Here is a 15,629-nt window from a genome sequence, read left to right as displayed (position 1 = left end):
AGAACCGACCAGATGGACACGCGCAGCACCGGGCCGGAAGCGCCGGCCGAGGCCGCGACCGACGCGCCCACCGGCAGCCCGTCGCAGCCGCAGCCCACCCTCCCCCAGGACTTCGGCGACCTCGACCGCCGCGCCATCGACACCGCGCGGGTGCTCGCGATGGACGCCGTCCAGAAGGTCGGCAACGGCCACCCCGGCACCGCCATGAGCATGGCGCCCACCGCCTACCTGCTGTTCCACAAGTGGCTTCGGCACGACCCCAGCGACCCGCAGTGGATCGCCCGCGACCGGTTCGTGCTCTCGATGGGTCACTCCAGCCTGACGCTCTACGTGCAGCTCTTCCTCTCCGGCTACGGCCTCGAGGTGGAGGACCTGCAGGCGCTCCGCACCTGGGGCTCGAAGACCCCGGGCCACCCCGAGGTCAACCACACCCCCGGCGTGGAGACCACCACCGGCCCGCTGGGGCAGGGCGTCGGCAACGCCGTCGGCATGGCGATGGCCGCCCGCCGCGAGCGCGGCATGCTCGACCCCGACGCCGCCGAGGGCGAGAGCCTCTTCGACCACCACGTCTGGTGCTTCGCCTCCGACGGCGACATGGAGGAGGGCGTCAGCGGCGAGGCCTGCTCGCTGGCCGGCACCCAGCGGCTCGGCAACCTGACGCTGGTCTACGACGACAACCGGATCTCCATCGAGGACGACACGACCGTCGCCTTCACGGAGGACGTCGGCAAGCGCTACGAGGCCTACGGCTGGCACGTGCAGCACGTCGACGACGGCGAGGACCTCGCCGCCGTCGACGCCGCCTTCGCCGCGGCCAAGGCCGAGACCGGCCGGCCCTCGCTCATCGTGCTGCGCACGGTCATCGCGTGGCCGGCACCGACCAAGCAGAACACCGGCGCCTCGCACGGGTCGGCGCTCGGCGAGGACGAGGTGCGGGCCACCAAGGAGATCCTCGGCTTCGACCCCGAGCGGACCTTCGAGGTCGACGGCGAGGTGCTGGCCCACACCCGCTCCGTCGTCGAGAAGGGCCGCGCCGACCGGGCGGAGTGGGACGAGGCGTTCGCCGACTGGGAGCGGGCCAACCCCGAGGGCGCGGCGCTGCTGGCCCGCATGCGCGAGCGCCGGCTGCCCGACGGCTGGGCCGAGGAGCTGCCCTCCTTCCCCGCCGACGAGAAGGGCGTGGCCACCCGCAAGGCCTCGGGCAAGGTGCTGGCCGCCCTCTACCCGCGGCTGCCGGAGCTCTGGGGCGGCTCGGCCGACCTCGCGGAGAGCAACAACACCGCGGTCGAGGGCGAGCCGTCGTTCCTGCCCGCCGACCGGCAGACGAAGATGTGGTCCGGCGGCCCCTACGGCCGCACCATCCACTTCGGCGTCCGCGAGCACGCCATGGGGGCGGTGATGAACGGCATCGCCCTGCACGGCGGCACCCGGGTGTACGGCGGGACGTTCCTCACCTTCTCCGACTACATGCGGGGCGCGGTCCGGCTGGCCGCCCTCATGCAGCTGCCGGTGACCTACGTCTGGACGCACGACTCCATCGGCCTGGGCGAGGACGGCCCGACCCACCAGCCGATCGAGCACTTCGCCGCGCTCCGCGCGATCCCGGGGCTCGACGTCGTCCGGCCCGCCGATGCCAACGAGGTCACCGTCGCCTGGCGCACGATCCTGGAGAACAACGACCGGCCCGCCGGCCTGCTGCTCTCCCGGCAGAACCTGCCGGTCTTCGACCGCGAGCAGTTCGCCTCCGCCGAGGGCGTGGCGCGCGGCGCCTACGTCCTGGCCGAGGCCTCGGGCGGCAGCCCGGAGGTCATCCTGCTCGGCACCGGCTCCGAGGTGCAGATCGCGGTGGCGGCGCGCGAGCGGCTGGAGGCCGACGGCGTCCCGACCCGGGTGGTCTCGGTGCCCTGCGTCGAGTGGTTCGCCGACCAGGAGCAGGCCTACAAGGACGAGGTGCTCCCGCCCTCGGTCCGCGCCCGGGTCAGCGTCGAGGCGGGCGTGCCCATGGGCTGGCGCGAGTTCGTCGGCGACGCCGGGCGGATCGTCGGGCTCACCCACTACGGAGCCAGCGCCGCCTACACCGTGCTCTACGAGGAGTTCGGCCTGACCGACCAGGCCGTCGTCGACGCCGCGCGCGAGAGCCTCGAGGCGGCCCGCTCCGGAGCGGCCGTCCCCGCCGGTCCGGTCGCCGCCACCGGCGGCCTCACCCACGCAACAGGCGATCGGTAAACCCTGGCCCCCTTGCAGGGTCCCGCCGCGAGCTCGCGAGTGGTGGGGGGCAAGGGGGTCCTTTCTCAGGAAGGCACCTGACATGGCACAGAACGAGAACCTGGCCGAGCTGTCGTCCGCGGGGGTCGCCGTCTGGCTCGACGACCTCTCCCGCGACCGCATCCGCAGCGGCAACCTCCAGTCACTGGTCGACGAGCACTCCGTCGTCGGCGTGACCACCAACCCGACCATCTTCGCCGCGGCGATCAGCGGCTCGAAGTCCTACGACGACCAGCTGCACGCCCTCGCGGTGCGCCAGGTGAGCGTCGAGGAGGCCCTGCGCACCGTCACGGCGGCCGACGTCCGCGACGCCTGCGACCTGCTGCGGCCGGTGGCCGACCGGCAGCCCGGTGACGGACGGGTGTCCCTCGAGGTCGCCCCCGGCCTCGCCGACGACACCGACGCCACCGCCGCCGAGGCCGCCCACCTGTGGTGGCTGGTCGACCGCCCCAACCTGTTCATCAAGATCCCCGCCACCGAGGCCGGCCTGCCGGCGATCACCACCTCGATCGCCCGCGGGATCAGCGTCAACGTCACCTTGATCTTCAGCCTCGAGCGGTACCGGGCCGTCATGGACGCCTACCTCTCCGGCCTGGAGCAGCGGCTCGCCGACGACCCGGAGGCCGACCTCTCCCAGCTGGAGTCGGTGGCCTCGTTCTTCGTCTCCCGGGTGGACAGCGAGATCGACAAGCGCCTGGACGCCGCGGGCGCCGACCCCTCGCTCAAGGGCAAGGCCGGCGTCGCCAACGCGCAGCTGGCCTACCAGGCCTACGAGGAGGTCTTCTCCTCCGAGCGCTGGCAGGCCCTCGAGGCCAAGGGCGCCCGCCGGCAGCGGCCGCTGTGGGCGTCCACGGGGGTCAAGAACCCGGAGTACTCCGACACCCTCTACATCAGCGAGCTCATCGCCCCCGGCACGGTCAACACCATGCCGGAGAAGACGCTCATGGCCTACGCCGACCACGGCGCCCCCGGCACCCCTGTGCAGAAGTCCTACGACGACGCCGCGGGGGTCATGCAGGCGGTGCGTGACGCGGGCGTGGACCTCGACGACGTCTTCCGGGTGCTCGAGGAGGAGGGCGTGCAGAAGTTCGTCGAGTCCTGGGACGAGCTCACCGAGTCGGTGCGCACGGAGCTGGAGGACAAGGCGTGACCCTCGGGGTCACCTGCACCGGGCTGGAGATCCCGCAGCCCCTCCGGGCGCAGCTCGAGCAGGACGGCGTCGCGGCCCGCCTCGTGCGGAAGGACGCGACGCTGTGGGGCCCCGAAGCCGAGGACGAGGCCGCCGTCCGGCTCGGGTGGCTGGACCTCCCGGCCACCTCCCGGTCGTTGCTCGCGTCCCTGGCCGAGCTCCGCGCCCAGCTGGTCGCCGAGGGGCTGGACCGGATCGTGCTGTGCGGCATGGGCGGCTCCTCGCTCGCACCGGAGGTCATCTGCCGGACCGCCGGCGTGCCGCTGGTCGTGCTCGACACCACCGACCCCGGGCAGGTGGCGGCGGCCATGACCGAGCCGGAGCGCACCGTCGTGGTGATCAGCTCCAAGTCGGGCGGCACGGTCGAGACCGACAGCCAGCGGCGGGCGTTCATGAGCGCGTTCGCCCGTGCCGGCCTCGACGAGAGCCGGATCGGCGCGCGCTTCGTCGTCGTCACCGACCCCGGCTCGCCGCTGGCGGAGACGGCCCAGGCCATGGGCGCACGGGCGGTGTTCCTCGCCGACCCCACCGTCGGTGGGCGGTACAGCGCGCTCTCCGCCTTCGGGCTGGTCCCCTCCGCGCTCGCCGGTGCCGACGTCGCCGCGCTCGTCGAGGACGCCGAGCAGCTGGCCGAGCACCTCGCCGACCCCGCCAACCCGGCCATGGAGCTGGGGGTGGTGCTGGGCGCGGCGGTCTGCGCCGGCCGCGACAAGCTCGCCCTCGCCGACGCCGGCGAGACCCCGATCGAGGGCTTCGGCGACTGGGCCGAGCAGCTCATCGCCGAGTCCACGGGCAAGGAGGGGCGCGGCATCCTGCCGGTCGTCCTCGAGTCGCCCGAGGCGCCCGGTCGCTCCGGCGCCGACGTGCTGCTGGGTCTCGTGGGTACGCAGGCCACCGGCGCCGAGCCGGTGCTCGGGGTGACCGGGCCGCTCGGCGCGCAGTTCCTCGGCTGGGAGTACGCCACCGCGGTGGCCGGGCGGGTGCTGGGCATCAACCCCTTCGACCAGCCGAACGTGACCGAGAGCAAGGAGAACACCCGGGCGATCCTCGCCGCCGGGCTCCCCGACGAGCCGGCCGAGGCCACGATCGGCGCGGTGGAGATCCGCGGCACGGCGGCGGTGCTCACGGGGGTGGACCTGTCGTCCCACGACGGGCTCTCGCTGGCGCTGGACGCCCTCCTCGCCGCCGTGCCGCCGCGTGGCTACCTCGCCGTCATGGCCTACCTGGACCGGCTCCGCGACGCCCGCGCCGCCGCGCTGCGCACCGCGCTGGCCAGGCGGACCGAGCAGGCGGTGACCTTCGGCTGGGGCCCGCGCTTCCTGCACTCCACGGGGCAGTACCACAAGGGCGGACCGCAGGTCGGTGTCTTCCTGCAGATCACCGGCGCGATCGGCGAGGACCTGCCGGTGCCCGACCGGCCGTACACCTTCGGCACCCTGCAGGCGGCCCAGGCCGCCGGCGACCGGAAGGCGCTGGCCGACCGCGACCGCCCGCTGCTCCACCTGCACCTCACCGACCGCGCGGCGGGCATCGACCAGCTGCTCACCGCGTTGCGCTGCTGAGGACGCCGGAGCCGCCGCTCGACCCGCGCCTGCTGCACCCCGCCGTCCGGCTCCCCGGGGCCGGACGACGACCCCTCCGACCACGAGGACGGACGATGACATCTTCCCCGCTGCGTGGCCCGCTGGTGACTCCTCCCCCGCTGTGCGGCCCGCTCGTGAACCTCTCCCCGCTGCGCGGCCCGCGATGATCCCCAACCCCCTCCGCGATCCCCGCGATCGGCGGCTGCCCCGGGTCCCCGAGCCCTGCGCCCTCGTCGTCTTCGGCATCACCGGTGACCTCGCGCGCAAGAAGCTCCTGCCGGCCGTGTACGACCTCGCCAACCGCGGCCTGCTGCCCACGAACTTCGCGCTGCTGGGTTTCGCCCGCCGCGACTGGGGCGACACCGAGTTCGCCGAGCTGGCCCGCGACGCCGCACGCCACAACGCCCGGACGCCCTGGCGCGAGGAGGTCTGGGAGCGGCTGGCCGGCACCGTCCGCTTCGTCCAGGGCAGCTTCGACGACGACAACGCCTTCGACGAGCTGGCCCACCACCTCGCCGAGCTGGAGGGCAGCCACGGCATCGGCGGGAACGCGGCGTTCTACCTGTCGATCCCGCCGGCGATGTTCCCCGTCGTCCTCAAGCAGATGCAGCGCACCGGGATGGCCGACAGCACGCCGGAGCGCTGGCGGCGGGTCGTGGTGGAGAAGCCGTTCGGCACCGATCTGGAGTCCAGCCGCGAGCTCAACGCGCTGGTGGACTCGGTCTTCACCGCCGACGACGTCTTCCGCATCGACCACTACCTGGGCAAGGAGACCGTCCAGAACCTGATGGCGCTGCGGTTCGCCAACACCCTCTTCGAGCCGGTCTGGAACGGCCACCACGTCGACTCGGTGCAGATCACCATGGCGGAGGACGTCGGGATCGGCGGCCGGGCCGGCTTCTACGAGAAGACCGGCGCCGCCCGCGACGTGCTGCAGAACCACCTGCTGCAGCTGCTGGCGCTGACCGCGATGGAGGAGCCGGTCGAGTTCTCCGCCGAGGAGATCCGCACCGAGAAGCTCAAGGTGCTGCGGGCGATCTCGCTGCCCGACGACCTGCGCCGGTCAGCCATCCGCGGGCAGTACCAGCAGGGCTGGCTGGCCGGGCAGCGGGTCCAGGCCTACCGCCAGGAGGAGGGCGTCGACCCGTCCTCGACGACCGAGACCTACGCGGCGGTGCGGCTGGGCGTGGAGACCCGCCGCTGGGCCGGGGTGCCCTTCTACCTGCGCACGGGCAAGCGGCTCCCCCGCCGGGTCACCGAGATCGCCCTGGTGTTCACGCGGGCTCCGCACCTGCCCTTCGCGGAGACCGACACCCAGGAACTGGGAAACAACCAGCTGGTGGTGCGGGTGCAACCCGACGAAGGGGTCACCCTCAAGTTCGGGTCGAAGGTCCCCGGCAGCGTCATGGAGGTCCGGGACGTCTCGATGGACTTCCTCTACGGCGAGCAGTTCACCGAGAGCAGCCCCGAGGCCTACGAACGCCTGCTCCTCGACGTCCTGCTGGGCGACGCCACCCTCTTCCCGCGCAACGCCGAGGTGGAGGCGTCGTGGGCGGTCATCGACCCACTGGAGGAGTTCTGGGCCGGCAACGAGCCCTACCCCTACCGGGCCGGCGAGTGGGGCCCGCGGGCCGCCGACGAGATGCTCGCGGCCGAGGGCCGTCGATGGCGGCGGCCGTGAGCGCCGCCCGCCCGCGCCACCGACCGGAGGAGACCCCATGACCACGCTGTGGGACACCACGGGATCGGCCGTGGTGAAGGAACTGGCCGCCCAGCGGCGCACCGGCGGTGCCGTCCTGTCCGGGGTCGCGCTGACGCTGGTCGTCGTGGCCGACGAGAGCCGGGTCGCCGAGGCGGAGGAGGCGGCGACGCACGCGGCCGAACTGCACCCCTGCCGCCTGCTGATCGTGGTCCGCCGGCAGATCGACGCCCCCGGCCCCCGGCTGGACGCTGAGGTGCTCATCGGCGGCCGGCTCGGCCCCGGTGAGGCCGTCGTGATGCGCATGTACGGGCGGCTGGCCCTGCACGCCGAGTCGGTGGTGCTGCCCCTGCTCGCCGCCGACGCCCCGGTCGTCACCTGGTGGCACGAGGGCCCGCCGGAGCGGATCGCGACCGACGCCCTGGGCGTCTTCGCCGACCGGCGGATCACCGACACCGCTCTGGCGCAGGACCCGCTGGCCGCTCTGCGCATCCGGGCCGAGGACTACGCCCCCGGGGACTCGGACCTGGCCTGGACCCGGAGCACCGCCTGGCGCGCGGCGCTCGCCTCGACGCTGGACTCCGTCTCCGGCCGCCGGGGCGACGCCGTCCGGGTGCGCGGCGGCACGATCGAGGGCGATCCGCACAACGCCACCGCCCAGCTGCTGGGCGGGTGGCTCGCCTCCCGCAGCGGCTGCAGCATCGAGATCACGCCGGCCGAGCAGCGGACCGGGCCGAGCGGCGTCGGGTCGATCGCCCTGCAGCTGGACCAGGACGAGGAGGTGCGGGTCCGGGCCGATCGCCGGGGCGGCGCCGTCATCTCCCAGCCCTACCGGCCGGACTCGAGCGTCGCCCTGCCCGAGCGGCCCCTCGGGGACCTGCTGAGCGAGGAGCTGCACCGGCTCGACCCCGACGAGCCCTACAGCGACGCCCTGGAGGCCGCGACCGGCCTCACCGGGCTGTCCGACCGGCCCGCGGTCCGGAAGCACGTGTGGTTCGACCCCGCCGCGCCCGACGACACCGACCCCGAGGACGGTGCAGGAGGATGAGCCTCTCCCCCGGCGACCGGGTGTCCGCCGAGCTCCCCCACGCCGGCCGCCCCGTCCCCGACGTCGTGATCGAGCCTGACGCCGACCGGCTGGCCCGCGCGGTCGCCGAGGCGCTCGTCGCGCGGCTCGCCGCGGCCCAGGCGGTGCACGGCACCGCATCGGTGGTGCTGACCGGCGGCGGCATCGGCATCGCCGTGCTGGAGCGGGTGGCCGGCCTGGCCGCCGAGCCGGTGCGCGAGACCGTCGACTGGACCGCGGTCGACGTCTGGTGGGGCGACGAGCGCTTCGTGCCCGCCGGGGACGGCGAGCGCAACGAGGGTCAGGCCCGCGCCGCGCTGCTCGACCGCGTCGGCGTCCCCGAGGAGCGGGTGCACGCGATGCCGGCGTCGGACTCCGGCTCCGGCTCGCCCGAGGAGGCCGCCGAGGCCTACCTGGCCGAACTCCGGGCGCACGCCGCCGAGGGTGCGGAGCTGCCCCGCTTCGACGTGCTGCTCCTGGGCATGGGGGCCGAGGGCCACACGGCCTCGATCTTCCCCGGCTCCCCCGCGGTGCGTGACGCGCGCCCGGTGGTCGCGGTGCGCGACTGCCCCAAGCCGCCGCCGACCCGCGTCAGCCTCGGCTTCCCGGCGATCAACAGCGCCGAGGAGGTCTGGCTGCTCGTCTCGGGCGAGGGGAAGGCCGAGGCGGTGGCCGCCGCGCTGGGCGGAGCCGACCCGGTCGACCTCCCCGCGGCCGGGGTGCACGGGACCCGGGCCACCCGCTGGCTGCTCGACGCCGGTGCCGCGTCGCGGCTGCCCCGCGCCGGGGGCTGAGTCAGCCGCCGCGGCGCACGCGGAGCCGGTCGAGGGCCTCCTCGAGCAGGGCGTCGCCGTCGGCGTCGCTGCGCCGTTCCCGCACGTACGCCAGGTGGGTCTTGTACGGCTCGATCCGCGGTGCCGGCGGCGGGGCCGTCCGGTCCTGCCCGGCCGGGAGCCCGCAGCGCGGGCAGTCCCACAGCTCGGGCACCTCGGCGTCGCTCGCGAGGACCACGCGCGTCTCGTGGCCGTTGGCGCACCAGAAGGGGATCCGCCGGCGGGGCGCGGACTCGCCGCGCTCGACCTCGCCGACCGGACCCGCCCCGACCCGGGTGCCCCGGATCGCATTCCCACCAGCCACGTGTGCCCCCTGATCGTCCGTCCGGGCGCGGCGACGCCGACCACCGCGGGAGGAGTCTAGGGCCTGGGAGGCTGTTTCCCGGTCACGATTGCGCGCCGGCTGTGAAGCAGGCCACGTGGGGCAAGGTCAGGGATTGACCTTGATCAGGATGCCCAGGGCGACGATGCAGACCGTCCAGACGATCGCGGTGAGCACGGTCAGGCGGTTGAGGTTCTTCTCCACGACCGACGACCCGGACAGCGAAGAGGACACCGAGCCCCCGAACATCGAGGACAGCCCGCCCCCCTTGCCGCGGTGCAGCAGGATGAGCACCACGAGCAGCAGGCTGCTGAGGACCAGCAGCACGTTGAGGACCAGCTCCATTGACCTCTCCGGAAGTGTCGGCGACCGGCGACGGACGCCAGCTCTCGGTTCGAGCGTAGCCGACGGGCGGCGGTGCACCGGTCAGCACTGCCGGTGCCGCCCGCCGCTGTCAGCGGGCTGACACACCGGTCCGCTCCCGCGCCCCGGTCCAGGAAGGACCCCACTGCCCAGCACCGCTCGCTCGCTCGCGGCGGGACCCTGGAGCGCGGCCACTGGACCGTTCCTCGGTGCGATGCTCCCGCGGCTGTCAGCGGACGCCGGCGGTGGCGACGTCGTAACCGTCGTAGGGGTGCATCACCAGGCCGTTGCGCAGCCGCTGCCCCGCCAGCAGCTGGATGCGGGTCTCGGCGAGCGGCACGTAGGCCGCCCGCGCCTGGGCCGCCGCGGCGACCTCGGCCCACTCCGCCTCGCCCGCCCGTGCCCGGTCGACCAGGGCGTCGACCTCCGGGTCGGCCAGCCGCGCGTAGTTCGGGTTGCCGACCCGGGCGATGCTGCGCCCGTCGACCAGCGGCACGAGGAACGACCCGGGCGTCGGGAAATCCGCGGTCCGGGTGGCCAGGATCAGGCCGTAGCCGCTGGCGGCGACGTTGTCGGGGTTGCCGACGTCGGTGGCGTAGAAGGTCGCGGGGTCCAGCGGGCGCACCTCGACGTCGATCCCGACCTCGCCGAGCTGCGCGGCGAGCTCCTCGGCGACGTCGACGCTGCTGCTCACGTCGGGGACCGCGAGGACGGTGGCGAACCCGTCGGGCCGCCCGCACTCCTCCAGGGCGGCCCGGGCCGCGGCCAGGTCCGGGCCCTCGGCGCCGCCCTCGGGGCCGCCGGACAGGACCCGCGGCCACAGCGAGCTGCTGCGCACCGCGTCGACCGCCCCGCCGAGCGCATCCTGGACGGCGCGCCGGTCGACGGCGGCCGCGACGGCGGTCCGGCAGCCGGCGTCGTCCATGGGCGCGACGTCCGTGGGCAGCGCCAGCAGGCGGACGGCGCCGGTCGTGACGTCGTCCACCCGGTCCATCAGCTGCTCCCCGTCCTCACCGGCGAGGCGCACCGTGGTGGCGGGCATGACCCCGGTGCCGGAGATGTCCAGGTCGGCGGAGCCGGCGAGCAGCGCCTGGTCGCGCGCCAACCCGGAGAGCCCCGTGCGCACCACCACGCTGTCCGGCAGCGCCGTGCGCACCTCGTCGGTCGCCGGGTCCCACTCCGGGTTCCGCTCCAGCAGGATGCCGGTCTCCGGGTCCACCGAGGTGATCGCGTAGGGCCCGGAGGACACCGGGTCGGCACCGTACGCGCCGCGGGTGTCGGCCTCGGCCGGCACCGGGCCGGCCGACGGCAGCGCCAGCACGTAGGGCAGCTCCGGCTGCGCGGTGCGCAGCCGGAAGACGACGGTGCGCTCGTCGGGCGTCTCGATGGAGGTGAGGTCGGGGTCGTCCTCGTCGGTGGAGTACGGCCCCGGGTAGGGGTTGGCCGGGTCGTCGAGCAGGCCCACCAGGTAGGTCGGCCCACCGACGATCACGTCCGACGCGAACGACCGCTGGATCCCGTACTTCACGTCGGCGCTGGTGATGGGGCGGCCGTTCTCGAAGCGGACGCCCTCCTTCAGCGTGAAGGTCCACGTCAGCCCGTCCTCGGAGACGGTGCCGAGATCGGTCGCGAGGTCGGGCACCAGTTCGGTGGTACCCCCCGCCTCGCTCGAGTACGTGACCAGGGTCCGGGTGTAGAGCCGCATGAGATTCCACACGCCCGGCAGGTAGGAGCGCTGCGGGTCCAGGCTGTCGACGGCGGGCGCGACCACCCGCAGCGTGCCGCCGCGCTGGTCCGACGGCGACCGCACGCCCTCGACGCCGGCGTCGGGGCCGTCGGCGAGCACCGGCACGTCGGCCCGCCCACCCGTGCTTCCGAGGCAGCTCACGGCGAGGACCACGACCAGCGTGATCACCGCGGCGGAGGCCAGCAGGCGCCGGCGCGACCAGCCCCGCGCCCAGGGCGGGAGCCGGTCGGTCCACCGCTCCAGCGTCGAAGGCTCCACCTGCTGCCCACCCCCATCCGTGTCCGGCCGGCGGCGGGCAGCAGGGCTCAGCTACCCCCGGCGGCGATCCGGCAGATCTGCGCGAACTCCTCGGCGTCCAGGCTGGCCCCGCCGACGAGTGCGCCGTCGACGTCCGCCCCGGCCAGGATCCCGGCCGTGTTGGCGGCCTTCACCGACCCGCCGTAGAGGATACGGACCGTGGCCGCGCTGTCACTCCCGAAGCGCTCGGCGAGCCGCGCGCGCAGGGCGCCGCAGACCTCCTGCGCGTCCTCCGGGGTGGCCACCTCGCCGGTGCCGATCGCCCACACGGGCTCGTAGGCGATCACGACGCCACCGCCGGGCCCGGCGACCTGCTCGGCCGTGAGCCCCTCGAGGGCGGCGTCCAGCTGACCGGTGCAGTGGGCGACGTGCGTGCCGGCCTTGCGGACGTCGAGCCCCTCCCCCACGCACAGGATCGGCACGATGCCGTGCCGCAGGCTGCTGCGCACCTTGGCGGCGACGACCGCGTCGTCCTCGTCGTGCAGCGCGCGCCGCTCGGAGTGCCCGACGGTCACGTAGCGGCAGGCCAGGGCGCTCAGCATCGCGCCGCTGACGTCACCGGTGTAGGCGCCGGAGTCGTGGGGCGAGAGGTCCTGCGCGCCGTAGCCGATGTCCAGCTTGTCGCCGGCCACGAGCGTCTGCACGCTGCGCAAGGCGGTGAACGGCGGGAGGACGACGACCTCGGCCGCCTCGAGCTCCTCCTCCTTGAGCGAGAAGACCACCTTCTGGACCAGCCCGATGGCCTCCAGGTGGGTCATGTGCATCTTCCAGTTGCCGGCGATGAGCGGCCGGCGGCCCTCGCGGGCCGGGGTGGGACGCGTGCCTGCCATGTCCGCTCCTCGCTCAGTCGGCCAGCACCGCGAGGCCCGGGAGGTCCCGGCCCTCGAGGTACTCCAGCGACGCGCCGCCACCGGTGCTGATGTGCCCGTACGCGTTCTCGTCGAGGCCGAGCACCCGCACCGCGGCGGCCGAGTCCCCGCCGCCGACGACCGACAGCCCGGCGACGGCGGAGACCGCCTGCGCCACGCCGCGGGTGCCGGCCTGGAAGGGCGCCAGCTCGAAGACGCCCATGGGGCCGTTCCAGAACACGGTGCGCGCGTCGCCCAGGGTGCTGCCGAACAGCTCCACGGTGCGCGGCCCCACGTCGAGCCCCATCTGGTCACCGGGGATGGCGTCGACGGCCACGATCGTGGTCGGCGCCTCCGCGCTGAACTCCGGCGCGCAGACGACGTCGACGGGGAGCACGATCCGGTCACCGGCCTCGGAGAGCAGCCGGCGGCAGGTCTCCACCTGGTCGGCCTCCAGGAGCGACGTGCCGACCTCGTGGCCCTGCGCGGCCAGGAAGGTGAAGCACATCCCGCCGCCGACGAGCAGCCGGTCGACCTTGGGCAGCAGCGCCTCGATCACCGCCAGCTTGTCGCTGACCTTGGACCCGCCCAGCACCACCACGTAGGGCCGCTCGGGGTCGGTGGTCAACCGGGTGAGCACCTCGAGCTCGCGGGCGACGAGGCGGCCCGCGTAGTGCGGGATCCGCTCGGCGACGTCGAACACCGAGGCGTGGGCGCGGTGCACCGCGCCGAAGGCGTCGTCCACGTAGACGTCGGCCAGCGCCGCGAGCCGCTCGGCGAAGGCGGCCCGCTCGGCGTCGTCCTTCGACGTCTCCGCGGCCTCGAACCGCACGTTCTCCAGCAGGAGGACGTCGCCGTCCCCGAGGCCGGCGGCCTTGGCCTGCGCGTCCTCGCCGGCCACGTCGGTGGCCAGCGGCACGGTCGTGCCGAGCAGCTCGCCCAGGCGGGCGGCCACCGGCGCGAGCGAGAACTGCGGGTCCGGCGTGCCCTTGGGGCGGCCGAGGTGCGCCGCCACGATCACGCGGGCCCCGGCCTCCCGCAGCGCCTGCAGGGTCGGCAGGCTCGCGCGGATCCGGCCGTCGTCGGTGATCTCGCGCGTCTGCTTGTCCAGCGGGACGTTCAGGTCGGCGCGCAGCAGCACGCGCCGACCGGAGACGCCCTCGGCGATGAGGTCGTCGACGGAGCGCATCAGAGGGACTTGCCGACCAGGGTGGTGAGGTCGACGAGGCGGTTCGAGTAGCCCCACTCGTTGTCGTACCAGCCCAGGACCTTGACCATCGGGCCGAAGACCTTGGTGAGCTTCGCGTCGTAGATGCACGACGACGGGTCGGTGACGATGTCGGAGGAGACGATCGGCGCGTCGGTGTAGGTGAGGTACTTGCCCAGCGGCCCGGCGGCGGCCTCGCGGTAGGCGGCGTCGATCTCGTCGGCCGAGGCCTCGCGGGAGACCTGGACCGTGAGGTCGGTGGCCGAGCCGGTCGGCACGGGGACCCGGATGGCGTAGCCGTCGAGCTTGCCCTTGAGCTCCGGGAGCACCAGGCCGATCGCCTTGGCCGCGCCCGTGGACGTCGGCACCATGTTGAGGGCGGCGGCGCGCGCACGGCGCAGGTCCTTGTGCGGACCGTCCTGCAGGTTCTGGTCGGCGGTGTAGGCGTGGATGGTGGTCATCAGGCCGCGCTCGATCCCGAACGCGTCGTTGAGGACCTTGGCCAGCGGCGCCAGGCAGTTGGTGGTGCACGAGGCGTTGCTGATGATCGTCTGCGAGCCGTCGTACAGGTCGTCGTTGACGCCCATGACGATGGTGATGTCGTCGTCGGTGGCCGGCGCGGAGATGATGACCTTCTTGGCGCCACCGGCGTCCACGTGCTTGCGGGCGTCGGCGGCCTTGGTGAAGAAGCCGGTCGACTCGACGACGACGTCGACGCCGAGGTCGCCCCAGGGCAGGTTGGCCGGGTCGCGCTCCGAGAGGACCTTCATGGTCTTCCCGCCGATGGTGATGCCGTCGCCGTCGGCCGCGACCTCCTCCTTGAGGACGCCGAGGATGCTGTCGTACTTCAGCAGGTGGGCCAGGGCCTCGTTGCTGGTCAGGTCGTTGACCGCCACGATCTCGATGTCCTGACCGCTGGCCGCGGCGGCCCGCCAGAAGTTGCGGCCGATCCGGCCGAATCCGTTGATGCCTACCCGGACCGTCACTGCAGACCTCCCATGGAACCGTCACGTCGGTTGCCGCACGGACCGCGCGGCCTCGCTCGGTGCAGACCCTATCGGTCCCGCCGCGGCGCGGCCCCCGCTCCCTGGTGATCAGGTCACCTGATCGACAAGGGTCCTGGCCCAGCTCTGGAACGGCCCCGCCGGCGACGCTCTGGAACGGCCCCCTCGCAGGGGCCCGCGCCGAGGTACGAGGCGTGGGGGGCGAGGGGGTCCTTCTACTGGGCCAGCATGTCGTCGGTGACGACGGACTCCGTGTCGGGGATGCCGAGGTCCTTGGCCCGCTTGTCGGCCATGGCCAGCAGCCGCCGGATGCGACCGGCGACGGCGTCCTTGGTCATCGGCGGGTCGGCCCGCTGACCGAGCTCCTCCAGCGAGGCCTGACCGAACTCCAGGCGCAGCCGGCCGGCGACGAGCAGGTGCTCGGGCGCGTCCTCGCCGAGGATCTCCAGGGCGCGCTCGACCCGCGCGCTGGCGGCGACGGCGGCCCGCGCGGACCTGCGCAGGTTCGCGTCGTCGAAGTTGGCCAGGCGGTTCGCGGTGGCCCGCACCTCGCGGCGCATGCGCCGCTCCTCCCAGGCCAGCACCGCGTCGTGGGCGCCCATGCGGGTCAGCAGCGCGCTGATCGCGTCACCGTCCCGGACGACGACGCGGTCGGCGCCGCGGACCTCGCGGGCCTTGGCGGCGATCCCCAGCCGGCGGGCCGCGCCGACGAGCGCCATGGCCGCTTCCGGCCCCGGGCAGGTGACCTCGAGCGAGGACGAGCGGCCGGGCTCGGTCAGCGAGCCGTGGGCGAGGAAGGCACCGCGCCAGGCCGCCTCGGCGTCGTTGATGCTGCCGGAGACGACCGCCGGCGGGAGCCCGCGCACCGGGCGGCCGCGCTGGTCGACCAGGCCGGTCTGGCGGGCCAGACCCTCGCCGTGCTTGGCGATGCGGACGAGGTAGCGCACACCGCGGCGGATGTTCCCGCCCGCGAGCACGCTGACACCGCTGGTGTAGCCGTAGACCTCGCTGATGTCCCGGCGCAGCCGCCGGGCGACCGAGCCGGTGTCCAGCTCGGCCTCGATGACCACGCGGCCACCGACGATGTGCAACCCGCCGGAGAACCGCAGCAGCGCGGTCACCTCGGCCTTGCGCTCGGAGGTCTTCGTGCACTCCACCCTGGAGAGCTCGTCCTTCACCATGGCGGTCATCGCCATGCCGTCCACC

General features: G+C 74.1%; 13 protein-coding genes. 6 read left to right on the top strand and 7 right to left on the bottom strand.

What is annotated here, in order from left to right; all coding sequences use genetic code 11:
* Nucleotides 1-12: 12 nt before the first annotated feature.
* The 6 genes from tkt (at nucleotide 13) to pgl (ending at nucleotide 8,596) form a co-directional block, all read left to right on the top strand.
* Nucleotides 13-2,226 (top strand): transketolase, encoded by a 2,214-nt coding sequence (gene tkt / locus ACI794_RS09020; RefSeq protein WP_456616193.1) that lies wholly within the window; start codon nucleotides 13-15, stop codon nucleotides 2,224-2,226.
* A gap of 82 nt (nucleotides 2,227-2,308) precedes the next feature.
* Nucleotides 2,309-3,415 carry a transaldolase gene (tal, locus tag ACI794_RS09015; RefSeq protein ID WP_456616192.1) on the top strand — a complete coding sequence of 369 codons (1,107 nt, stop codon included), beginning with the start codon at nucleotides 2,309-2,311 and terminating at the stop codon, nucleotides 3,413-3,415.
* A complete protein-coding gene (locus ACI794_RS09010; protein WP_456616191.1) occupies nucleotides 3,412-5,016 on the top strand; it encodes a glucose-6-phosphate isomerase in 1,605 nt (534 codons plus the stop codon). Before tal ends, ACI794_RS09010 begins: the two co-directional genes overlap by 4 nt.
* Nucleotides 5,017-5,200: 184 nt before the next feature.
* Nucleotides 5,201-6,718, top strand: a complete 1,518-nt coding sequence (gene zwf, locus ACI794_RS09005) for a glucose-6-phosphate dehydrogenase (protein ID WP_456616190.1) — start codon at nucleotides 5,201-5,203, stop codon at nucleotides 6,716-6,718.
* A 37-nt stretch (nucleotides 6,719-6,755) separates the two neighbouring features.
* Nucleotides 6,756-7,784, top strand: a complete 1,029-nt coding sequence (locus tag ACI794_RS09000) for a glucose-6-phosphate dehydrogenase assembly protein OpcA (RefSeq protein WP_456616189.1) — start codon at nucleotides 6,756-6,758, stop codon at nucleotides 7,782-7,784.
* Nucleotides 7,781-8,596, top strand: a complete 816-nt coding sequence (gene pgl, locus ACI794_RS08995) for a 6-phosphogluconolactonase (RefSeq protein ID WP_456616188.1) — start codon at nucleotides 7,781-7,783, stop codon at nucleotides 8,594-8,596. The genes ACI794_RS09000 and pgl overlap by 4 nt, the downstream gene beginning before the upstream one ends.
* Before the next feature lies 1 nt (nucleotide 8,597).
* Here the strand turns inward: pgl and ACI794_RS08990 are convergent, their stop codons facing one another.
* The 7 genes from ACI794_RS08990 to whiA all read right to left on the bottom strand — a co-directional run bounded on the left by ACI794_RS08990 (nucleotide 8,598) and on the right by whiA (nucleotide 15,619).
* Nucleotides 8,598-8,939: an RNA polymerase-binding protein RbpA gene (locus tag ACI794_RS08990; protein WP_456580490.1), complete on the bottom strand. Its 342-nt coding sequence runs from the start codon at nucleotides 8,937-8,939 to the stop codon at nucleotides 8,598-8,600.
* Between the two features lie 126 nt (nucleotides 8,940-9,065).
* Nucleotides 9,066-9,302, bottom strand: coding sequence for a preprotein translocase subunit SecG (secG, locus tag ACI794_RS08985; RefSeq protein ID WP_456580489.1), 237 nt, complete (start codon nucleotides 9,300-9,302; stop codon nucleotides 9,066-9,068).
* A 247-nt stretch (nucleotides 9,303-9,549) separates the two neighbouring features.
* On the bottom strand, nucleotides 9,550-11,325 hold the full coding sequence (locus ACI794_RS08980; RefSeq protein ID WP_456616187.1) for an ABC transporter substrate-binding protein: 1,776 nt from the start codon (nucleotides 11,323-11,325) through the stop codon (nucleotides 9,550-9,552).
* A gap of 47 nt (nucleotides 11,326-11,372) precedes the next feature.
* Nucleotides 11,373-12,194: a triose-phosphate isomerase gene (tpiA, locus tag ACI794_RS08975; RefSeq protein WP_456616186.1), complete on the bottom strand. Its 822-nt coding sequence runs from the start codon at nucleotides 12,192-12,194 to the stop codon at nucleotides 11,373-11,375.
* Nucleotides 12,195-12,207: 13 nt separating this feature from the next.
* A complete protein-coding gene (locus ACI794_RS08970) occupies nucleotides 12,208-13,401 on the bottom strand; it encodes a phosphoglycerate kinase (protein WP_456616185.1) in 1,194 nt (397 codons plus the stop codon).
* Nucleotides 13,401-14,405: a type I glyceraldehyde-3-phosphate dehydrogenase gene (gene gap, locus ACI794_RS08965; protein ID WP_456602504.1), complete on the bottom strand. Its 1,005-nt coding sequence runs from the start codon at nucleotides 14,403-14,405 to the stop codon at nucleotides 13,401-13,403. The genes ACI794_RS08970 and gap overlap by 1 nt, the downstream gene beginning before the upstream one ends.
* Before the next feature lie 233 nt (nucleotides 14,406-14,638).
* On the bottom strand, nucleotides 14,639-15,619 hold the full coding sequence (whiA, locus tag ACI794_RS08960) for a DNA-binding protein WhiA (protein WP_091930636.1): 981 nt from the start codon (nucleotides 15,617-15,619) through the stop codon (nucleotides 14,639-14,641).
* Nucleotides 15,620-15,629 lie beyond the last annotated feature (10 nt).

The sequence above is a fragment of the Blastococcus sp. SYSU DS0541 genome (genome assembly GCF_054050875.1).
This window is presented reverse-complemented; position numbering and strand designations above follow the sequence as displayed.